We start from the raw sequence: 21,760 nt of genomic DNA on the forward strand, positions 1-21,760 counted from the left end.
GGCGCCGTACACGCAGTCCTCGATCGTCTCCAAGTCGATCGCGCGCGGCGGCGGACGGGCCGGGTACCGCGGTGAGGTCCGCGTCGACGCGAATGCGCACCACGCCGCCAACACTGTCCGCTGCGACGCCCTGCTGGTCGACACGATCTCACGCTCCGACACGTACCCGGCGATCGACATCCGTGTCGACGACGTCGAGCTCGGTCACGAGGCGACGGTGTCGAAGGTCAGCGAGGAGCAACTGTTCTACCTCATGAGTCGCGGGCTGCCCGAAGACGAAGCGATGGCGATGATCGTGCGCGGCTTCATCGAACCGATCGCCCGTGAGCTGCCGATTGAGTACGCGCTCGAACTGAACAAGCTCATCGAGATGGGCATGGAAGGATCCGTCGGCTGATGACGACAGCGACACAGGCCCCCGCGGATGCGAAGGGCCACCTCGACCCTGCTTCGTCGTTGCGCGGCGCCGTGCCGGTGCAGACGCGCTCCGAGCGACCCTCCTCGTTCGACCCCGCTGATTTCGGTGCGCCGACCGGTCGCGAGGTCAACTGGAAGCACACGCCGATGGACCGGCTCGCACCGCTGCTGCGCGATGAGCCCGCTGACGACGGCGCGGTCACGGTGACCGTCGCTTCAGCCGGCGCCGCGGTGTCGCGCGACCTCGCCGAGGGCGTCGCCCCGCGGGGAACGGTGCTCATCCCGGAAGACCTCCCGAGCGCGGTGGCCTCCCGCCGCGTGCCACGGGCCGACCACGTGCGCATCCCCGCCGGAACCGAACTGGCCGAGCCGGTCGTCGTCGACGTCGTCGGGGCGGATGCCGCTGCGCGCGCCGCGATGCACCTGGTGGTCGAGGCCGAGCCCAACTCACGGGCGACCGTGCTGCTGCGTCACCACGGCCGCGCGGCGCTGACGCAGAACGTCGAGATCGTCGTGCGCGACGGCGCGGCACTGACCCTCGTGACCGTGCAGCAGTGGGACGACGACGCCGTCCACGCGTCCGCGCACGCGGCGCGGGTGGACAAGGATGCCGCGCTCACCCACATCGTCGTGAGCTTCGGTGGCGGCCTGGTCCGCGTGAACCCGTCTGTCGAGCTGGCTGGCCCCGGTGCCCAGGGCAATCTGTATGGGCTGTCGTTCGCCGATGCCGGACAGCACCTGGAAAGCCAGGTGTACCTCCACCACAAGGGCCCGCACACGACCGGCGATGTGCTGTACAAGGGCGCGTTGCAGGGTGCGGGCGCGCGCAGCGTCTGGATCGGCGACGTGCTGATCGGACCGGATGCCGTCGGCACCGACTCCTACGAAGCCAACCGCAACCTCGTCCTCACCGACGGCGCACGTGCCGACTCGGTCCCGAACCTGGAGATCGAGACGGGCGACATCGCCGGGGCGGGACACGCCAGTGCCACCGGGCGATTCGACGACGAGCAGCTGTTCTACCTGCAGGCCCGGGGGATCGCCGAGGACGAGGCGCGCCGCATGGTCGTGCTCGGCTTCTTGACCGAGATCGTGCAGAAGATCGGCATCGCCGAGCTGGCCGACGAGCTCACCGCGGCCATCGTCGCCGAACTGGCCGAGGGAGCATCGGCGTGACCGCGCAGCGCGTGCTCGCCCTCAGCGAGCTGACCCGGGACACCGCCGTGCGCGTGGAGGTCGACGGTGTGCCCATCGCGGTCGTCCTCGACGGGAACGGTGAGGTGCACGCGATCGGCGACACCTGCACCCACGGCGACATCTCGCTGTCCGACGGCTTCGTCGAGGGCGAGTCGCTGGAGTGCTGGGCGCACGGTTCGGCGTTCTCGCTGCGCACCGGGCGGCCCCTGAACCTGCCGGCCTACGAGCCGGTGCCCGTCTACGAGGTCACGATCGACGGGGACGACATCCTCATCGACCCCGCCGTGACCAAAGAAGTGAACTGAAGAAGGAAAGACGCACATGGCTGTTCTGGAGATCCGCGACCTGTCGGTGACGGTCGAGACCGAAGCGGGCCAGACCCCTATCCTCAACGGGGTGACCCTCACCATCCGCACGGGCGAGACCCACGCCATCATGGGCCCCAACGGGTCGGGCAAGTCCACGCTCGCCTACACGATCGCCGGTCACCCCAAGTACAGCGTCACCGGGGGGACGATCACGCTCGACGGCGAGGACGTGCTGGAGATGTCGGTGGACGAGCGCGCTCGTGCCGGTTTGTTCCTGGCGATGCAGTATCCGGTGGAGATCCCCGGCGTCACGGTGACCAACTTCCTGCGCACCGCGAAGACCGCGATCGACGGTGAAGCCCCCGGCATCCGAACCTGGACGAAGGACGTCAAGGCGGCGATGTCGAACCTGCGGATGGATGCCAAGTTCGCCCAGCGCAACGTCAACGAGGGCTTCTCGGGGGGCGAGAAGAAGCGCCACGAGATCTTGCAGCTCGAGGTGCTCAAGCCCGCGATCGCCGTGCTCGACGAGACCGACTCGGGGCTGGACGTCGACGCATTGAAGGTCGTCTCGGAGGGGGTCAACCGCGCCAAGGCGGAGACCGACCTGGGCGTGCTGCTGATCACCCACTACACCCGCATCCTCCGGTACATCACCCCGGATTTCGTGCACGTGATGATCGACGGTCGCATCGTCGAGGAGGGCGGGGCCGAGCTGGCCGACCGTCTCGAAGACGAGGGTTATGACCGCTTTCTCACGCCGGCCGTGTGACACCCCGGTCTAGAATCGTTACATGACCGAGACGCTTGCGCCTGAGAAGTATGACGAGGTCACCGAAGCACTCAAAGACGTCATGGACCCGGAGCTCGGGATCAACGTCGTCGACCTGGGCTTGATCTACGACCTGAGCTGGGACGACGAGAACGACGCCCTCGTCATCCACATGACGCTGACCTCGGCCGGCTGCCCGCTCACCGACGTGCTCGAAGAGCAGACGGCGCAGGCCCTCGACAACGTCGTCGACCAGTTCCGCATCAACTGGGTGTGGATGCCGCCGTGGGGCCCCGAGCGGATCACCGACGACGGGCGCGACATGATGCGCGCGCTCGGCTTCGCGATCTGACCTCAGACCGGAACACGCCGGGCGCGCGGGGTCAAGCCGATCGACTCAGCCAGAGCACGCCCAGTGGCGGCAGCACCATTGTCGCGCGGCCTGCCGCGTCGGTGGTCACGGTGCCGAGATTGCCGACACCGGAACCGCCGTAGGCGGCGGCATCCGAGTTGAGCAGCTCGGTCCATTCCCCCGCTTCGGGAAGGTCGAGGGAGAAGTCGTGCACGGGGACGCCGGAGAAGTTGCAGACCACCGCGACGCTGTTGCCGTGGTGGTCGCGCCGGGCGAACGCCATCACCGTCGGGTTCCAGTCCGGGGCGCCCAGGCGGGTGAACGCCGACGCGTCGTGGTCGCGAGACCACAGCGGCGCGTGCGCACGGTAGGTATGGTTCAGCGTCGCGACGAAGTCGTGAAGCTGGCGGTGGGACGGTTGGTCGAGCAGCCACCAGTCCAGCGCCCGGGCCTCGGACCACTCCGACATCTGCCCGAACTCCTGGCCCATGAACAGGAGCTGCTTACCGGGATGGGCCCACATGTAGGCAAGGAAGGCGCGCATGTTCGCGAGCTTCTGCCAGTGGTCACCCGGCATCCGGGCGAACAACGTGCCCTTGCCGTGCACGACCTCGTCGTGACTGATCGGGAGGACGAAGTTCTCGCTGAAGGCGTACACGAACGAGAAGGACAGTTCGCCCTCGTGGTACGCGCGGTACATCGGGTCGCGCGAGATGTAGACCAGGGAGTCGTTCATCCAGCCCATGTTCCACTTGAACCCGAACCCGAGTCCGCCCGCGCTCGTGGGCTGGGTCACCCCCGGGTAGCTGGTGGACTCCTCCGCGATCATCGCGACGCCGGCGTGCTTCTTGTACACGGTGGCGTTCACCTCCTGCAGGAACCCGATCGCCTCGAGGTTCTCGCGACCGCCGTGGACGTTCGGCTCCCACTCGCCATCGTTGCGTGAGTAGTCGAGGTAGAGCATCGAGGCCACCGCGTCCACGCGCAGACCGTCGACGTGGAACTCCTCGAACCAGTACAGCGCGTTGGCCACGAGGAAGTTGCGCACCTCCCGTCGGCCGTAGTCGAAGATGTAGGTGCCCCAGTCCTTGTGCTCCCCGCGGCGCGGATCGGGATGCTCGTACAGGGGCTGCCCGTCGAAGCGGGCCAACGCGAAGTCGTCCTTCGGGAAATGACCGGGCACCCAGTCCATGATCACGCCGATGCCGGCCTGGTGCAGCCGATCGATCAGGTAGCGCAGGTCGTCGGGGGAGCCGAAACGGCTGGTGGGCGCGTAGTAGCCGGTGACCTGATACCCCCACGAGCCGCCGAACGGATGCTCGGCCAGCGGCAAGAACTCGACGTGCGTGAAGCCCTGCGCCGTCACGTACTCGATGAGCGGGTCGGCGGCATCCCGATACCCGAGACCCGGCCGCCACGAACCGAGATGGAGCTCGTACACCGACATCGGCCGATCATGCGGCGAGCTGTGAGCACGGGCGTCCAGCCACTCCTCGTCTAACCACCGGTGGCCGCTGTCGGTGACGATGGATGCCGTCGCCGGCGGCACCTCGGCCTCACGCGCCATCGGGTCGGCTTTGACGACCCAGCCGCCGTGGGCGGAGAGCAGCTCGTACTTGTATCGGCTGCCCACGCCCATGCCGGGGATGAACAGCTCCCACACACCGGACGACCCCAGCGACCGCATCGCGTGGCCCTGACCGTCCCAGTCGTTGAAGTCGCCCATCACCCGGACGGCGCGGGCATTCGGGGCCCAGACCGCGAAGGACACACCGGCGACGCCGTCGAAGCTGCGCAGACGCGATCCGAGCACCTCCCAGAGCTGTTCGTGGCGGCCCTCGCGCACGAGGTGCAGGTCGAGTTCACCGACGGTCGGCAGGTGCCGGTAGGGGTCGTCCGCGACCCACTCCACGTCGTCCTCGTAGGTCGGCGCGATCTCGTACGCCGTCGGCTGCGCGGCCAGAGGGCCCTCCCAGATCCCGTAGCGGATGTGCGTCAGCGGGGCGCGCTCACCGTCGGCGGTGATCACCGTGACGGCACGGGCCAACGGCCGGCGCACCCGCACCAGCCAGCCGTCGCCGCCCGGGTGCGGCCCGAGGACGTCGTGCGGAGCGTGGTACGAGCCGGTCGCGACGGCGTCGATGATACAGTCGGCCGGGGCGTTCATCGGTGCGCCTTCACGTGGAGCACGTGCACGGGTTCGTGGAACGCGTCGAGTCGCACGAAATTGTGATCGATCCAGGTCCACTCTGCGCCGGTGATCAGGTCGGTCACCTCGAACGGGTCGCCCGGGTGCACGCCGAACGCGGCGGTGTCGAGGTGGATCATCGTCTGCCGCGCCGAGTGCGGGTCGACGTTGGCGACGACGATGACGGTGTCGGCGGCGCCGTCGGCGGTCAGTGCCGCCGGCAGGTGCTTGGAGTAGACCAGGATGGCGTCGTCCTCGCTGTGGTGGATCGTCAGCCCGCGCAGCTGCCGCAATGACGGATGCTCGCGGCGGAACCGGTTGAGCTCGGTGAGGTACGGCGCCAGCGAGTCCCCGGCCGCTTCCGCGCCGGCCCAGTCGCGGAACTTGTACTCGTATTTCTCGTTGTCGATGTTCTCTTCCGAGCCGGGGCGCGCCACGTTCTCGAACAACTCGTAGCCCGCGTAGACGCCGTAGCTGGCTCCGGCGGTCGCCGCGATCGCGGCCCGTACCTTGTAGGCGGGCCGCCCGCCGTATTGCAGATACTCGGTGAGGATGTCGGGCGTGTTCACGAACAGGTTCGGGCGCATGAAGTCGGCGGTGTCCTCGGAGATCCACCCGAGGAACTCCGCGAGCTCGGCCTTGGTGTTGCGCCACGTGAAGTAGGAGTAGCTCTGTTGGAAGCCCGCCATCGCGAGGGCCTGCAACGGCGCCGGCCGGGTGAACGCCTCGGCGAGGAAGACGACATCCGGGTCGGTGGCGTTCACGGTCGCGATCAGCCACTCCCAGAACTGCAGGGGTTTGGTGTGCGGATTGTCGACGCGGAAGATCCGCACGCCCTGCGCGATCCAGTGGCGCACGATCCGCAGCACCTCGGCGCGGATGCCGTCGGGATCGTTGTCGAAGTTCACCGGGTAGATATCCTGGTACTTCTTCGGCGGGTTCTCGGCGTAGGCGATCGTCCCGTCGGGCAGGGTCGTGAACCACTCCGGGTGGGAAGCGACCCAGGGGTGGTCGGGCGACGCCTGCAGTGCGAGGTCGAGGGCGACCTCGAGGTCGTTGTCACCCGCCGCCGCGACGAACGAGCGGAAGTCGGCGAGCGTGCCCAGGTCGGGGTGGACGGCGTCGTGACCGCCCGTCGCCGCGCCGATCGCCCAGGGCGAGCCGGGATCGTTCGGCCCGGCCGTGAGCGTGTTGTTCGGGCCTTTGCGGTTGCGCTGGCCGATCGGGTGGATCGGGGGCAGGTAGACCACGTCGAAGCCCATCGCGGCCACCGCGGGCAGCCGGTTGGCCGCGGTGCGGAACGTGCCGCTGGTCACGGTCCCGTCGGGGTGGCGGAGCGCGCCCTCGGAGCGGGGGAAGAACTCGTACCACGCGCCGACCCCGGCCCGTTCCCGCTCGACGAGCAGCGTGTGCTCGGTATCGAGGGTGACCAGGGCCATCAGCGGACGCTCCGCGAAGGCGGCGGCCAGAAGCGGGTCGCGCACCACGACCAGCGCCTGGGCGTCGTCGACGGATCGGTCGCGCAACGCGTCCGCCGCCTGCTGCAGCGCGACGCGGTCGGCGGAGGACCGGTCGGTCTCGGTGTGGGCCCGCGACAGCAGTGCAGCGCCCATCTCGCGCATGAGGGCGGCATCCACTCCCGCGGCGATCTTCAGCTCCGCCGCGTGCTGCCACGTGGCGTACTCGTCGGCGAACGCCTCGAAACGGTATCGCCAGGTTCCCTGCTGCAGCGGTGCGATCGTGACAGTCCAGTGGTCGAGCCCATTGTGCAGCGGGCTGAGCCGGTGGAGGGTCTCGGTGCCGTCGGGGGCGAACAGCCGGACATGCACGCCGATGAGGTCGTGTCCCTCGCGGAACGCCGTCACCTGGAACCGCACGGCCTCGCCGGCGAACGCCGACGCGGCGTAGCGCCCTCCCGGGGTGGTGGGCCGAGCATCTGCTATCGGGATGCGCCCGGCCACCGTGTCCGGACGCGGTGAGGACGCGACGGCGGGGCGGAGCGGAAGCTGTGCGGTGCTGCGCAGCACCGGGCGGGCAAGAGGGGGAATCGGGGAGGCCACGAGAAGAACCTACCGCCGATGACGGGTGCCGGCGACACGACCGCGATCGTTCACTCCACGCGAAACAGTTGCATCGCCGTGCCGGGGAGGGAGACCGTCGCGCCGGGCGCGAAGCGTGGCTGGTTGGTCGCCGGACGCTCGTCGACGCTCGACCACAGTGAGATGAAGCCGGTCACGCCGCGCAGGCGGGGGAGAGTGACCGTGGCGGGACGCTCGAGCCCGTGCACGATGAGCAGGATCCGGTTGCCCGCTTCACTGCCTCGGGTCGACCTGGCGTCGTATTGCAGCGTGCGGTGGGACGGGTTGGTCCAGCGTTCGTGTGACATCTGCTCGCCGTGCTCGTCGTACCAGTCGATGACCGATGCGTTCGGGACGTCCTCGGTGTCGTGGGCGTAGCGCGCGGGACGCAACGCGGGGTTGTCCCGACGGAGGCTGAGCAGGCGCCGCACGTGCTCGTGCAGGTCCTGCTGCCACGGCGCCGGATCCCACGACAGCCAGGTCAGTGCCGAGTCGTGGCAGTACGCGTTGTTGTTGCCGCGCTGGCTGCGGCCGAACTCGTCGCCGGCGGTGATCATCGGCACACCGGCCGAGAGCAGCAGCGTTCCGAACAGGTTGCGGATGGCCTTGCGTCGCGTCGCGAGGATGCCGGGATCGTCGGTAGGCCCCTCGGCGCCGTGGTTGAAGGAACGATTGGTGTCGGCGCCGTCGCGGTTGAGCTCCCCGTTGCCGAGATTGTGCTTCACGTCGTACGAGACCAGGTCGCGCATCGTGAAACCGTCGTGCGCCGTGATGAAGTTGACGCTTGCGAGCGGCCCGCGTTCGGCGCTGAACGTGTTCGACGATCCCGACAGGCGGGTCGCGAATCCGCCGACGCCGACGGGGGAGACTTCCGCGCGCCGCGCGTAGTCGATGTCGCTGAGCCAAAAGTTGCGCACGCGGTCGCGATAACGATCGTTCCACTCCAGCCAGCCGGCGCCGAAACCGCCCGTCTGCCAGCCGCCCATGCCGACATCCCACGGCTCGGCGATCTTCTTCACTCCGGCCAGGGCGGGGTCGTCGGCGATGGCGCGCAGCAGCGGATGATCTGGGGTGAAGGTGTGGTGCTCATCGCGGCCGAGGGTGACGGCCAGGTCGAACCGGAAGCCGTCGACCTGCATGTCGACAGCCCAGTACCGCAACGAGTCCAGCACCAGCCGACCCGACGCGTCGGTCGAGGTATCCACCGCGTTGCCGCAGCCGGTGACATCGATATAGGTGCCGTCGTCCTGCTGTCGGTAGTACGCGCGGTTGTCGAGGCCGCGCAGACTGGTGCGCGGCCCGCCGATGCCCTCTTCGGCGGTGTGGTTGTAGACGACGTCGAGGAACACTTCCAAGCCGCGGGCATGGAGTGCGCGCACCATCTCTTTGAACTCGCGTACGACCGCTCCGGGACCGGCGATGCGCGATTCCGCGGTGGCGTAGGCGGCGTGCGGCGTGAAGAAGTTGAGCGTGTTGTAGCCCCAGTAGTTCGACAGGCCCAGTGACGTCAGGCGCGCCTCAGCCGTGAACGCGTGCACCGGCAGCAGCTCGACGGCCGTGACTCCCAGTTCGCAGAGGTGATCGAGCATCGCCGCGTGACCGAGGCCCGCGTAGGTGCCGTGCAGGGCGGGCGGGATGCCGGGATGCCGCTTTGTGAGGCCCTTCAGGTGGGCCTCGTAGATCACGGTGGCGTCCATCGGTGTGTGCGGTTTGGTCACGCCCTGCCAGTCGAACCAGTCGTCGATGACGACCGAGCGCCAGTCCTCGGCACCCCCGCCCACCAGTCCCCGTCCGTACGGGTCGAGCAGCAGGGTCTGCTCGTTGAAGGTGTGTCCCGCCTCGTGCGGCCCGTCGGCGCGGATCGCGTAGCGGGTGCCGGGGCGCAGCTGCGGCGTGGTCACTTCCCACACACCCGACCCGGCCCGATGCATCGGCAGCGTATCGGTGGCCCAGTCCAGATCCGTTTCGTCGAACAGCACCAGATCCAGCGCGGTCGCGTGCGCCGACCAGACCCGCAGCGTGCCGACGCCGTCGTGGAGGCGCACCCCGAGATCGTCGAGCGAGGGCGTCAAGAGAGACGGGATGCTGGGGGAGAGAGCGTGGGTCTGCGTGCCGGGCATGCGATCTACAGTAGTTACGCCCGGGACCGGGTGGCGACAGAAGGGAGGGCCCGGTGACCGTATACCTCGACCACGCGGCATCCGCTCCGCTGCGTCCCGAGGCGCGCGAGGCCTGGATCGCGGCGACCGGAGTCATCGGCAACGCCTCGTCGGTGCACGGCGACGGGCAGCGTGCGCGGCGGCTGCTGGAGGATTCCCGCGACGCGATTGCGGCGGGGCTGGGATGCGATCCGATCGAGGTGGTCCTCACATCGGGGGGCACCGAGTCGATCAACCTGGCCCTCAAGGGGTTGTGGTGGTCGCGCGTGGCCGGTGACGCCGTGGTCCTCCCCGACGGCGAGCATCACGCCACGATGGAGGCGGTCGCGTGGCTGCAGACGCACGAGCGGGCCCGCGTGCGTGCGGTCGCGGTGGATCGGTTCGGCCGGATCCCGCCGGAGGCGTTCGCCGGCGCGCTCACCGGGGCAGCGATGGCCACCGCCACCCTCGCCAACAACGAGGTCGGCACCGTACAGGACGCCACCGCGCTCGCCGCCGCCGCGGCGGCGGCGGAGGTTCCGCTGCACCTGGACGCCGTCGGCGCGGTCGGGCAGATCGACGTCTCCTTCCGCCGCCTGCGCGCCGATGCCGGCGGCGGTACCGGGTTGGTGGCGATGAGCGTGTCGGGGCACAAGCTGGCCGCGCCGGTCGGCACGGGGGCGCTGGTGGTCTCGCGGGCCGCGGCGCCGACCCCGCTGCTGCACGGCGGCGGTCAGCAACGCTCGTTGCGATCGGGCACGCCTGACGTGGCGGGAGCGGCGGCGCTCGCCGCCGCGATCACCGCGGCGATCGGCGACCGGGTCACCGAAGCGGCACGGCTGACGGCGCTGCGGGAACGGTTGTGGACGGCGCTGCGCGCCGCGATCCCGGAGGCGGAACTGCTGGGCCACCCCGACCGCCGGCTGCCCGGCAACGTGCATGTGTTGCTGCCGGGCGCGCGCGGTGAGGCGTTGCTGTTCCTGCTCGACCAGGAGGGCATTTCGGCGTCGACCGGTTCGGCGTGCCAGGCCGGCGTCACAGAAGCCTCCCACGTGGTGCGTGCGCTCGGCCGCGACGACGACGCCGCGCGCTCGGTGCTCCGCTTCACGCTGGGGCGCACGACCGCCCCCGGCGATGTCGACGCGCTGGTGGCGGCGCTCCCGGATGCGTACGCGCGGGCCCGCGGGCACCGAACCCGGTCGTAGACTGGTCGGATGCGAATCCTGGCAGCGATGAGCGGCGGTGTCGACTCCGCTGTCGCCGCCGCACGCGCCGTCGACGCGGGGCACGATGTCGTTGGCGTACACCTCGCGCTCTCCCGCGCGGGCGGGACCCTGCGCACGGGAAGTCGTGGATGCTGCACGATCGAGGACGCGATGGACGCGCGGCGCGCGGCCGATCTGCTGGGCATCCCGTTCTACGTGTGGGACTTCTCGGAGCGGTTCCGCGACGACGTCATCGACGACTTCGTCGCCGAGTACCGCGCGGGACGCACGCCGAACCCGTGCATGAGGTGCAACGAGCGCATCAAGTTCGCCGCCCTACTCGAGCGTGCGCTGGAGATCGGCTTCGATGCCGTCTGCACCGGTCACTACGCGACACTCGTGGACAGCCCGTCCGGTCGCGAACTGCACCGGGCCAGCGACGAGGCCAAGGACCAGTCCTACGTGCTCGGGGTGCTGACGGCCGACCAGCTCGCCCACACCTTCTTCCCCCTCGGGACGACGCCGTCGAAGGCCGTCGTCCGAGCGGAGGCCGCCGAGCGCGGACTGACCGTCGCGCACAAGCCCGACAGCCATGACATCTGCTTCATCCCCGATGGCGACACCCGGGGGTGGCTGGCCGAGAAGGTCGGCGCCGAGCGCGGTGAGATCGTCGACCGCGACGGGGCCGTGGTCGGCTCGCACGAGGGCGCGCACGCGTTCACGGTGGGCCAGCGACGCGGTCTGCAGCTGGGAGTTCCGGCATCCGATGGCAAACCGCGATTCGTGCTGGAGGTGCGGCCGGTGACCAACACCGTGGTCGTGGGCCCGAAGGACGCGCTGGCAACGGCCGAGATCGCGGGGGAGCGGTGGACGTGGGCGGGCCGTGCGCCGGAGCGCGGCGAGTTCGACTGCCACGTGCAGATCCGTGCGCACGCCGAGCCGGTGCCCGCCGCGGCCCGATTCGACGACGCCGGCGTCACGGTGCGCCCGCGCGAGCCGTTCGACGGCGTGGCTCCGGGGCAGACAGCGGTGCTGTACGACGGCACCCGCGTCATCGGGCAGTTCACGATCGACCGGACGGTCTCCGCCGTTCCCGCGTGAGCGGTCGTGCTCTCCACAGGAGCGGATGCCGTCCCTGTTGTGCACAGCCGTCCGATTCCGTCGAGCCCACCCGCGCCGGCTGCCTAGCGTAGGGCCGGTGAACAGACAGCGAAAGTCCCCAGACATCCCCCGGCGCTCGCTCGCCGCAACCGTCCTCCTCGGCGCCGTGCTGGCCGCCGGCGCGTGCGCGCCGCTGGCGCCGGCCGCGAGCCAGCCGGCCACGCCCCCGCCATCGGCCGACGCAGCGGACAGCTCCACACCGCGCACCGGTGAGACGCCCGGCGACCAGAACGTGGCGACAGAGGTCGACCCGTATGCGCCCGTTGTCGTCGCCGACGGGCGCGTCGAGACCGCGTGCTATGTGTTCTCACTCCCCGCACCCGACTGGTCGGTTCAGGACGGGTCGGAGGGGTGCCTCGCCGTCGTGGCTTTCGGCAACGACATGCTGTCGTCGGTGCGGGTCACCGCGGCGGTCGCGCCCGACGGCGTCGAATCGCTGCGCGCCTTCCTGGTCGAGGCCAACGAGGGGACCGATTCGCGAGACGAGGTGGTGGAGATCGCCGGCCGCGACGTGGTGCGGGTCGTCACGCCGCTGCCGGGCGGATTCGAGGTGGCGACGTGGGCGTTCCCGGTGGCGGAGTGGGGTGTGGCCGCCGATGGGCGAGCGCTCAACACCGCCGTGGTCAGCACCGTCTACTCGGACCAGTTCGAGTCCTTCGTGACCACCATCATCGGGTCGATGACGCGCGCCGACGGCACCTCGCTATGACGTCGGCGGGCGACTCTAGACTCGACACGTGATCGATAGCGCCGGGCCGACCGACCTCCCTGACCTCGACGGCGGGCTCCCCGCCGCACGCGTCGAGTGGACACGGCTGACCGATCTCATCCTCGGCGCCCGCGAGGCCTACTACGGACGAGACGCCGAGATCGTCGACGACGCGACCTACGACGGATGGATGCGGCAGCTCGAAGCCCTGGAGCGGGCGTATCCCGAAGTCGGGGGGCAGGACTCGCCCACCCAGACGGTTGGTGCCGCCGAAGCGACGATGTTCGCGCCGGTCGCGCACGCCGAGCGGATGCTGAGTCTCGACAACGTGTTCAGTCAGGACGAGCTGCGCGAGTGGTGCGAGAAGACCCGCGCCGCCGCGGGCCGTGACGTGCGCTGGCTCACCGAGCTCAAGATCGACGGGCTGGCGATCAGCCTGCGATACGAACACGGGGTGCTGACCTCCGCGGCCACACGCGGTGACGGACGCGTCGGTGAGGATGTCACGATCAACGCGGTGCAGGTCCCCGGCATCCCGCAGCGCCTGGTCGGGTCGGGGCATCCGGCGCTGGTCGAGGTGCGCGGCGAGGTGTTCATCCCCGTTGCGGCCTTCGATGAGCTCAATGCGCTGCAGGCCACGATGCGCGATCGTGTCGCCGCGCAGGCGCTCGAGCGGGGGGTCGACGCCGACAAGGCCGAGCGCACCGCGGCGCGGCGCTTCCCGGCCTTCGCGAACCCGCGCAACGCCGCCAGCGGTGGGCTGCGTCAGCAACTCGACAAGAAACAGGGGGCCGAGCGGGAAGCGGGACAGGCACGGCTGTCGTCGCTACGGCTGTTCGTCCACGGAATCGGCGCCTGGCCCGACCCGCCGGTGTCGGCGCAGAGCGACGTGTACGGTCTGCTGGCGCAGTGGGGCCTGCCGACCAGTCCCTACTTCCGCACTTTCGACGACATCGAGGGTGTCGCGGGCTTCGTGGAGTACTACGGCACCCACCGCCACGACGTGGAGCACGAGCTCGACGGCATCGTCGTCAAGGTCGACGAACTCGCTCTGCACGGCGAACTCGGTGCCACCAGCCGGGCGCCGCGCTGGGCCATCGCCTACAAGTACCCGCCCGAGCAGGTCAACACGACGCTGCTCGACATCGTGGTGTCGGTCGGGCGCACCGGACGAGCGACCCCCTTCGCCGTCATGGCGCCCGCGCGCGTGGCCGGCAGTGTCGTGCGCCAGGCGACGCTGCACAACCAGGACGTCGTGAAGGCCAAAGGCGTCCTGATCGGCGACACCGTGGTGCTGCGCAAAGCCGGTGACGTCATTCCGGAGGTGCTCGGACCGGTCGTGGAGTTGCGTGACGGCAGCGAGAGGGCCTTCGTCATGCCGACGCAGTGCCCCGAATGCGCCGCGACCCTCGCCCCCGCCAAGGAGGGCGACATCGACCTGCGGTGCCCGAACACCCGCGCCTGCCCGGCGCAGGTGCGCGGACGGGTGGAACACATCGGATCCCGCGGGGCCCTCGACATCGAAGCGCTCGGCGAGGTCACCGCCGCCGCGCTGACCCAGCCGACGACCCCGGCGACGCCGCCGCTGGTGACCGAGGCCGGGTTGTTCGGCCTCACCGTCGACGAGTTGGTCCCCATCGAGGTGGTCGTCCGCGACGCCGAGACCGGACTGCCGAAAGAGGACGAGGACGGGGCCGTCAAGATGCGCGCGCCGTTCCGGCGCAACCCGACGGCCGCCGAGAAGAAGGACGGGATCACCGCGCCGCAACCGTCGGCCCAAGCGCTGACGCTGCGGGAAGAACTCGAGAAGGCCAAGACCAAGGACCTGTGGCGATTCCTGGTGGCCCTGAACATCCGCCACGTTGGTCCGGTGGCGGCTCGCGCCCTAGCGCAGTGGTTCGGCTCGGTCGCGGCGATCCGTGCGGCGACACGCGACGAACTGGCCGTCGTGGACGGAGTGGGCGGAATCATCGCGGATGCCGTGCTCGACTGGTTCGAGACCGACTGGCACCGCGAGATCGTCGCCCAGTGGGAGGCCGCCGGCGCGCAACTGGCCACCCCCGGTCACCCCGGACCTGGGTCGGCGACCGCCACGGGCGGGGTTCTCGACGGGATCACTGTTGTGGCCACCGGAACCCTCGAGGGGTACACACGCGAGGGTGCGCAGGAGGCCATCACGGCAGCCGGCGGCAAAGCGGCCTCGAGCGTGTCGAAGAAGACGGACTTCGTCGCGGCGGGACCGGGCGCCGGCTCCAAGCTCGCCAAGGCCGAACAACTCGGCATCCGCATCCTCGACGCCGCCCAGTTCCGGGTGCTCATCGAGCAGGGCCCGGCGGCACTCGACGGGGGGTAGCCGGCCGGCGTCGGGGCCGTCGGCCGGTGCCGTTGACAGCCTTGGCCGGGGTTTGTACCGTGACGAGTAGCGTGCTGTGCCGCTCCGGTTCGGGTGGAGCAACGGTGCAACATCGGGACCGGGGGGCCGCACGTCTCAGCACCGGCGCGTCACCGTGCGTGGGTGTCGGGCTGATCTATCGGGACGACCCGTCCGAGGGGCGAGGTCGCGAGGCGGATCATGCGACCTGATCGCGTGACGCTCGCATCCACCGTGAAAGGGGAGCGCAATGCCCGAATCCACGCAGGACCACACTTCTGAGCAGGCCGGTTTCAGCCGCCGGGCCCTGATCGCCGGCGGCATCGGGGCCGCGGGGGCCGCCGGCCTCGGCGTCTTCGGATCGTCACCGGCCATCGCAGCCAGCGCGGGCTCACGCTCCCGTCGTCACCGGCGCAAGAAGCGGACCCATGTGGTGCTGCTGGGAACCGGCGGCGGTCCGACCTACTACAACGCGGGCCAGCGCGGCGAACCGTCCTCCGCGTTCGTCGTGGGGGATCGCTATTACCTCATCGACGCGGGCGCCGGAGTGCTCCGGCAGACGGCGAAAGCGCGGCTGGGCAGCCAAGTACGCCCGGGCCGCGATCCGCTCGACCAACTGCGGGCCGTCTTCATCACCCACCAGCACTCCGATCACATCGGAGGTCTGGCGGGCCTGGTCTCGGTGGGGCTGTTCAACGGAACGATCGCCGCCGACAGGCCCATCAAGCTCATCGGTCCCGGCAATCGCGGAGCACTGCATCCGCTCGTCGGTGACGCGCCACCGCCGCCGGTCGTCAACCCCGACAACCCGACACCGGGTACGCGCGATATGTTCCGTTCGCTCGTGGCCGCCTACGCCACCGACTTCAACGACCGTGCCCGCGACAATCGCCGTCCGGTTCCCGACGAGCTCTGGGAGGCCATCGACATCGAGCTCCCGTCGAATCTGACGGCCGACCCGAACGGGAACCCCACCCCGGAGATGGATCCGATCACCATCTACTCGGATGACCGCGTGTCCGTTTCGGCGATCCTCGTGGCGCACGGACCGGCATTCCCGGCCTTCGCGTTCCGCTTCGACACCGACGACGGCTCCGCGGTGTTCTCGGGAGACACGAGCCCGAACCCGAACCTGATCACGCTGGCGGCGGACGCCGATGTCCTCGTGCACGAGGTGATCTCTCGGCAGGCGTACGAGGAGATCTTCCCCGAGCCGCGCACCCCCGCGCAGGAGGCGCTGCTGCAACACATCCTGGGGTCGCACACCACGATCGAGGATGTCGGCCCCATTGCGGAGGCAGCCGGGGTGAAGACCCTCGCGCTCAACCACCTCGCGCCCAGCGACCTCCACCCCCGCCTGTTTGCGCGGGCCGGCCGCAACTTCTCGGGCAAGACGATCGTCGGGGAGGACCTGATGGTCGTCAACATCGGCGGCCCGACCGTCTGAGCTGCCCGCGACGCCTCGAACTCGTGAGTCAACGAATCCGCGCGCGCCTGCCGGGGTCTCGGCAGGCACGCGCGGACGCGCACGTAGACTGGAGGGCGTGTCTGAAATCACCCCCGATCTCGTTCGCCATCTCGGCGTGCTCGCCCGGATCCAACTGAGCGACGAGGAGGTTCCGCGCCTGGCCGGCCAGCTCGGTGCCATCGTCGACAACATCGCGAAGGTCTCCGAGGTCGCCACCCCCGACGTGCCGGCCACGAGCCACCCGATCCCGATGGAGAACGTGTTCCGCGCCGACGTCCCCGGCGACATGCTGACCACCGAGCAGGTGCTCCAGAATGCGCCGGATGCCGCCGACAACCGGTTCCGTGTGACCGCGATCCTCGGGGAAGAGCAGTGAGCGCGGCCGTCGAGATCGTCCGGATGAGCGCCGCCGACCTGGCTGGCGCGCTCGCCGACGGCCGCATCAGCAGCGTCGAGGCCACACAGGCCCACCTGGAGCGGATCGCCGCTGTGGACGGCGAGGTGCACGCCTATCTGCACGTGAGCGACCACGCCCTCGACGTGGCCGCCGACATCGACCGCCGCCGTGCCGCCGGAGACGACCTCGGCCCGCTCGCCGGCGTCCCGCTCGCGATCAAGGACGTGCTCGTCACGACCGACATGCCCACCACGAGCGGATCCAAGATTCTGGAGGGCTTCCGTTCGCCCTACGACGCGACCGTTGTCGCGCGGTCCCGCGCCGCGGGCCTGGTGCCGCTGGGCAAGACCAACATGGCCGAGTTCGCGATGGGGTCGTCCACCGAGCACTCCGCGTACGGTCCCACCCGCAACCCGTGGGACCTCGACCGCGTCCCGGGTGGTTCCGGGGGAGGGTCGGCCGCGGCGGTCGCCGCGTTCGAAGCGCCCTTCGCGCTCGGGTCCGACACCGGCGGTTCCATCCGCCAGCCCGCGCATGTCACCGGCACCGTGGGCCTGAAGCCCACCTACGGCGGGGTCAGCCGGCACGGCGCGATCGCGCTGGCGTCCAGCCTCGACCAGGTCGGCCCGGTCTCGCGCACGGTGCTGGATTCCGCGCTGCTGCACGACGTGATCGCCGGCCACGATCCGCACGACGCGACATCGCTGGCCGACGCATGGCCCTCGTTCGCTGACGCGGCGCGGGACGGTGCCCGCGGCGACGTCCTGAGGGGCCTGCGTATCGGCGTCGTGTCCGAACTGCCCGACAGCGGAGTCCAGCCCGGTGTCGCGTCCTCGTTCCACGCCGCGCTGAGCGCGATGGTGGCCCAGGGCGCCGAACTCGTCGACATCAGCGCACCGCACTTCGAGTACGGTGTCGCCGCGTACTACCTGATCCTTCCCGCCGAGGCCTCCAGCAACCTCGCCAAGTTCGACTCGGTGCGCTTCGGGCTCCGCGTCGACGTTCCCGGCGGCACCGTCGAAGACGTGATGGCGACCACGCGCGACGCCGGGTTCGGCGATGAGGTGAAGCGCCGCATCATCCTCGGCACCTACGCGCTGTCGGCCGGGTACTACGACGCGTACTACGGCTCGGCCCAGAAGGTGCGCACGCTCATCCAGCAGGATTTCGCGGCGGCATTCGCGCGCGTCGACGTCATCGCGACCCCGTCGGCGCCGACGACGGCGTTCCGGCTCGGCGAGCAGCTGGAGGACCCGCTGCAGATGTACCTCAACGACGTCACGACGATCCCGGCGAACCTCGCCGGGGTGCCGGGCATCTCGGTGCCCTCCGGCTTGGCCGGCGAGGACGGGCTCCCCGTCGGCATCCAGGTCCTCGCGCCCGCGCGGGAGGATGCCCGGTTGTACCGGGTGGGGGCCGCGCTGGAAGCGCTGCTGGTCGATGACTGGGGAGGTCCGCTGCTGGATCGGGCCCCGCGCCGAGGAGAGGACCGCTGATGGCCAAGGTCGCGCTCATGGACTTCGACGAGGCGCTGGAACGGTTCGAGCCGGTGCTCGGGTTCGAGATCCACGTCGAGCTGAACACCGAGACGAAGATGTTCTCCGCCGCGGCGAACCCCGCGAACGAGAAACACCACGGCGCGCCGCCGAACACCCTCGTCGCCCCGGTCGACATGGGACTTCCCGGCTCGCTCCCGTTCGTCAACGAGCAGGCGGTGCGCTCGTCGATCCGGCTGGGGCTGGCGCTGGGCTGTGAGATCGCGCCGTCGAGCCGGTTCGCGCGCAAGAACTACTTCTACCCCGACCTGGGCAAGAACTACCAGATCTCCCAGTACGACGAGCCGATCGCGTTCGAGGGCGCCGTCGAGGTCGAACTGGACGGCGGTGACATCGTGTCCGTTCCGATCGAGCGTGCGCACATGGAGGAGGATGCCGGCAAGCTCACCCACGTCGGCGGTGCCACCGGGCGCATCCAGGGCGCCGAGTACTCCCTCGTCGACTACAACCGTGCCGGCGTTCCGCTGGTGGAGATCGTCACCAAGCCGATCTTCGGCGCAGAGCACCGTGCCCCCGAGCTCGCGAAAGCCTACATCGCGACCATCCGCGACATGGTGCGGGCGCTGGGGATCTCGGAGGCGCGCATGGAGCGGGGGAACCTTCGCTGTGACGCCAACGTGTCGCTGCGTCCGCGCGGTCAGGACAAGCTCGGCATCCGCACTGAGACGAAGAACGTCAACTCCATGCGTTCGGTCGAGCGTGCCGTGCGGTACGAGATCCAGCGGCAGGCGGCGATCCTCGCCGGCGGCGGCACGATCACGCAGGAGACGCGCCACTGGCACGAGGACACCGGCACCACCTCGCCCGGCCGTCCGAAGTCGGATGCCGACGACTACCGTTACTTCCCCGAGCCCGACCTGCTGCCGGTCGCGCCGTCGGCCGAGCTGGTCGAGGAGCTGCGGCAGACGCTGCCGGAACCGCCGGCGGCGCACCGGCGGAGGCTGAAGGCGGACTGGGGGTTCACCGACCTCGAGTTCCAGGACGTCGTCAACGGCGGGCTGCTCGCCGAGGTGGAGGCCACCGTGGCCGCGGGGGCGGCGCCGGCGGCGGCCCGCAAGTGGTGGACGGGCGAGATCACCCGTGTCGCCAACGCCCGGCAGTCCGAGCCGGCGGCCCTGGTGGAGCCGGGTGCCGTCGCGCAACTGCAGGCCCTCGTCGACGCGGGGACGCTCACCGACAAGCTGGCCCGGCAGGTGCTGGAAGGCATGATCGCCGGTGAGGGCTCGCCGCAGGAGGTCGTCGATGCGCGCGGTCTGGCGATCGTGTCCGACGATGGAGCCCTCGTGGCCGCGATCGACGACGCGCTGGCCGCACAGCCGGACGTGCTGGCGAAGATCCGCGACGGCAAGGTGCAGGCCGCGGGTGCCGTGATCGGTGCGGTCATGAAGGCGATGCGCGGGCAGGCGGATGCTGCGCGCGTGAGGGACCTGATTCTGGAGCGTGCCGGTCGGGCGTGACGCCGACCATCGAAAGGACATCATGAGTGACACATCCCACGTCGACCACACGGGAGTCGCCGAGGAGGTGAACGCGGCCATCGCCTACACGATGTACGCGGTCTTCCAGGGAGCGCCGACGGATGCCGACACGGTGCGTGCGGGTCTGGGGGACCTCGACGGGCTGACCGTGCGGGGATGGTACGACGTGGCCGGATTCCGCGCTGACGCCGACTTCCTGGTGTGGTGGTGGGCACCCGACACCGAGACGTTGCAGGCCGCGTACCGGCTGCTCGCGAGCGACCCCGGGGTCTCGCCGGTGTGGTCGAATGTGGGGGTGCACCGTCCGGCGGAGTTCAACCGCGGCCACGTTCCCGCGTTCCTGGCGGGGGATGCACCCAAGGCCTACCTGTGCCTGTACCCGTTCGTGCGCAGCTACGAGTGGTACCTGCTCGCCGACGATGAGCGCCGGGAGCTGCTGCGTGAGCACGGCGCTGCGGCACGGGACTACGGCGACGTGCTTGCCAATACGGTCGCCTCGTTCGGGCTGGGCGACTACGAGTGGCTGCTCGCGTTCGAGGCGGATGAACTGGTGCGCATCGTCGATCTCATGCGTGAACTGCGCGCGACGGGTGCGCGCCGGCACGTGCGCGAGGAGATCCCGTTCTTCACGGGACCGCGCGTGGAGCTGGACGACATCGTCGCGTGAGCCAGTGTCGGTGGTGTGGCCGACAATGGAGGTATGGGACGCGGTGACGGGTCGGGGCGGATCGTCTCCCCGGCGGGGGCGGACGACACCGGCACCCGCGTCCTGCACGTCGACATGGATGCGTTCTACGCCGCGGTGGCGGTGCTCGACGACCCGGCTCTGACGGGCAAGCCGTTGATCATCGGGGCGCGCGACGCGCGATCGGTGGTCTCCAGCGCGTCCTACGAGGCACGCCGGTTCGGGGTGCGCGCGGCGATGCCGGTGGGTCAGGCCTTGCGGCTGTGCCCGCAGGCGACCGTCGTGGCGCCGGACTTCCGCCGGTACGTGGAGCTGTCGCGGCAGGTGATGGACGTGTTCCGCGAGATCACGCCGCTCGTGGAGCCGCTGTCGATCGACGAGGCGTTCCTGGACGTGTCCGGTGCGCGGCGCCTGTGGGGGAGCCCGGGCCAGATCGCCCTGCTCGTGCGCGAGCGGGTGAGGGAGCGCACCCGGCTCACCTGCAGCGTCGGGGTGGCGGCCACCAAACACGTCGCCAAGATCGCCTCCACCCTCGCCAAGCCCGACGGACTGCTCATCGTGGCCGAGCCCGACACGGCGGCGTTCCTGGCGGCGCGGCCGGTGTCGGCGCTGTGGGGGGTGGGGCCGAAATCCGTGGAGCGGTTGGAGAGCCGCGGCATCCGCACCGTCGCCGACATCCTGGACACGCCGCGTCCGGTGCTGGACCGGGTGCTGGGAGCGGCGATGGGGGATCGGGTGTGGCACTTGGCGCGGGGGCTGGACGCGCGCGAGGTCGTCACCGAGCACATCGAGAAGAGCATCGGCCACGAAGAGACCTTCCACGATGACATCGACGACCCCGTCGTGCTGCGCACCGAGTTGCGGCGTCTCGCCGACCGGGTGGCGGCCCGGCTGCGTGAGGCGGGATTGGCGGCGGCGACGGTGTCGATCAAGGTGCGCACCGCCGATTTCCGCACGCTCACCCGCGCGCAGACCCTCGCCGAAGCCACCGATGTCGGGCAGCGCATCGGGATGGCGGCCATCGAGCTGTTCGATCGGGTCGAGCGGACCCTCCCGGTGCGGTTGATCGGGGTTCGGGCCGAAAAGCTTCAGCCCTCGGGTGCCGGTGCGCTCGCGCTGTGGGACGAGGATGAGAGCTGGCGTCGGGTGGATGCCGCGCTCGACGGCGCGCACGAACGGTTCGGGACCGCGGCGGTGACGCGGGCCAGTGCGCTCGGGCCGCGTCGAGATCTGGGTGCGCTCCCGACCAACCCCCGTGACCCTCGCCGCACCTGACCTCG

General features: G+C 70.1%; 18 protein-coding genes. 15 read left to right on the forward strand and 3 right to left on the reverse strand.

The annotated features are described in order from the left end of the window. The 5 genes from ACK5KK_RS05960 to ACK5KK_RS05980 all read left to right on the forward strand — a co-directional run. Positions 1-397: SufD family Fe-S cluster assembly protein (locus ACK5KK_RS05960; RefSeq protein ID WP_416889172.1), on the forward strand; the 397-nt coding region annotated here is incomplete at its 5' end. Next, the gene (gene sufD, locus ACK5KK_RS05965; RefSeq protein ID WP_416889173.1) at positions 397-1,593 is read left to right on the forward strand and encodes a Fe-S cluster assembly protein SufD; all 1,197 of its coding nucleotides are present in this window, start codon (positions 397-399) and stop codon (positions 1,591-1,593) included. The genes ACK5KK_RS05960 and sufD, both read left to right, overlap by 1 nt. After that, on the forward strand, positions 1,590-1,919 hold the full coding sequence (locus ACK5KK_RS05970; protein ID WP_416889174.1) for a non-heme iron oxygenase ferredoxin subunit: 330 nt from the start codon (positions 1,590-1,592) through the stop codon (positions 1,917-1,919). The genes sufD and ACK5KK_RS05970 overlap by 4 nt, the downstream gene beginning before the upstream one ends. A 16-nt stretch (positions 1,920-1,935) precedes the next feature. Next, a complete protein-coding gene (gene sufC / locus ACK5KK_RS05975; protein ID WP_416889175.1) occupies positions 1,936-2,694 on the forward strand; it encodes a Fe-S cluster assembly ATPase SufC in 759 nt (252 codons plus the stop codon). A 22-nt stretch (positions 2,695-2,716) separates the two neighbouring features. Next, positions 2,717-3,046, forward strand: coding sequence for a metal-sulfur cluster assembly factor (locus ACK5KK_RS05980; protein WP_416889176.1), 330 nt, complete (start codon positions 2,717-2,719; stop codon positions 3,044-3,046). Positions 3,047-3,077: 31 nt separating this feature from the next. Here the strand turns inward: ACK5KK_RS05980 and glgB are convergent, their stop codons facing one another. From glgB to glgX, 3 genes are read right to left on the reverse strand one after another with little or no spacing between them, the layout of a single operon-like run. After that, complete coding sequence (glgB, locus tag ACK5KK_RS05985) at positions 3,078-5,213, reverse strand: 1,4-alpha-glucan branching protein GlgB (RefSeq protein ID WP_416889177.1); 2,136 nt, start codon at positions 5,211-5,213, stop codon at positions 3,078-3,080. Continuing rightward, complete coding sequence (locus tag ACK5KK_RS05990) at positions 5,210-7,294, reverse strand: maltotransferase domain-containing protein (RefSeq protein ID WP_416889178.1); 2,085 nt, start codon at positions 7,292-7,294, stop codon at positions 5,210-5,212. The genes glgB and ACK5KK_RS05990 overlap by 4 nt, the downstream gene beginning before the upstream one ends. A gap of 50 nt (positions 7,295-7,344) precedes the next feature. Beyond that, positions 7,345-9,432 carry a glycogen debranching protein GlgX gene (gene glgX / locus ACK5KK_RS05995; protein WP_416889179.1) on the reverse strand — a complete coding sequence of 696 codons (2,088 nt, stop codon included), beginning with the start codon at positions 9,430-9,432 and terminating at the stop codon, positions 7,345-7,347. 53 nt (positions 9,433-9,485) lie between these two features. Here glgX and ACK5KK_RS06000 point away from each other — a divergent pair, with 53 nt between their 5' ends. The 10 genes from ACK5KK_RS06000 to ACK5KK_RS06045 all read left to right on the forward strand — a co-directional run bounded on the left by ACK5KK_RS06000 (position 9,486) and on the right by ACK5KK_RS06045 (position 21,755). Then, the gene (locus tag ACK5KK_RS06000; protein WP_416889180.1) at positions 9,486-10,655 is read left to right on the forward strand and encodes a cysteine desulfurase family protein; all 1,170 of its coding nucleotides are present in this window, start codon (positions 9,486-9,488) and stop codon (positions 10,653-10,655) included. Between the two features lie 9 nt (positions 10,656-10,664). Next, on the forward strand, positions 10,665-11,756 hold the full coding sequence (gene mnmA, locus ACK5KK_RS06005; RefSeq protein WP_416889181.1) for a tRNA 2-thiouridine(34) synthase MnmA: 1,092 nt from the start codon (positions 10,665-10,667) through the stop codon (positions 11,754-11,756). 97 nt (positions 11,757-11,853) lie between these two features. After that, positions 11,854-12,525, forward strand: coding sequence for a hypothetical protein (locus tag ACK5KK_RS06010; RefSeq protein ID WP_416889182.1), 672 nt, complete (start codon positions 11,854-11,856; stop codon positions 12,523-12,525). A gap of 28 nt (positions 12,526-12,553) precedes the next feature. Then, positions 12,554-14,878 carry an NAD-dependent DNA ligase LigA gene (gene ligA / locus ACK5KK_RS06015; protein ID WP_416889183.1) on the forward strand — a complete coding sequence of 775 codons (2,325 nt, stop codon included), beginning with the start codon at positions 12,554-12,556 and terminating at the stop codon, positions 14,876-14,878. Positions 14,879-15,146: 268 nt separating this feature from the next. Next, entirely contained in the window at positions 15,147-16,343 is a 1,197-nt protein-coding gene (locus tag ACK5KK_RS06020; RefSeq protein ID WP_416889184.1) for an MBL fold metallo-hydrolase, read from the forward strand. 97 nt (positions 16,344-16,440) lie between these two features. Then, entirely contained in the window at positions 16,441-16,740 is a 300-nt protein-coding gene (gene gatC / locus ACK5KK_RS06025) for an Asp-tRNA(Asn)/Glu-tRNA(Gln) amidotransferase subunit GatC (protein ID WP_416889185.1), read from the forward strand. A 23-nt stretch (positions 16,741-16,763) separates the two neighbouring features. After that, a complete protein-coding gene (gene gatA / locus ACK5KK_RS06030; RefSeq protein ID WP_416889199.1) occupies positions 16,764-18,257 on the forward strand; it encodes an Asp-tRNA(Asn)/Glu-tRNA(Gln) amidotransferase subunit GatA in 1,494 nt (497 codons plus the stop codon). Then, complete coding sequence (gatB, locus tag ACK5KK_RS06035) at positions 18,257-19,774, forward strand: Asp-tRNA(Asn)/Glu-tRNA(Gln) amidotransferase subunit GatB (RefSeq protein ID WP_416889186.1); 1,518 nt, start codon at positions 18,257-18,259, stop codon at positions 19,772-19,774. Before gatA ends, gatB begins: the two co-directional genes overlap by 1 nt. 22 nt (positions 19,775-19,796) lie before the next feature. Continuing rightward, positions 19,797-20,462 carry a hydrogen peroxide-dependent heme synthase gene (gene hemQ, locus ACK5KK_RS06040; RefSeq protein ID WP_416889187.1) on the forward strand — a complete coding sequence of 222 codons (666 nt, stop codon included), beginning with the start codon at positions 19,797-19,799 and terminating at the stop codon, positions 20,460-20,462. A 33-nt stretch (positions 20,463-20,495) separates the two neighbouring features. After that, positions 20,496-21,755: a DNA polymerase IV gene (locus tag ACK5KK_RS06045; RefSeq protein WP_416889188.1), complete on the forward strand. Its 1,260-nt coding sequence runs from the start codon at positions 20,496-20,498 to the stop codon at positions 21,753-21,755. Positions 21,756-21,760 lie beyond the last annotated feature (5 nt).

Source organism: Microbacterium sp. (genome assembly GCF_047972865.1).
Lineage (GTDB): Bacteria > Actinomycetota > Actinomycetes > Actinomycetales > Microbacteriaceae > Microbacterium.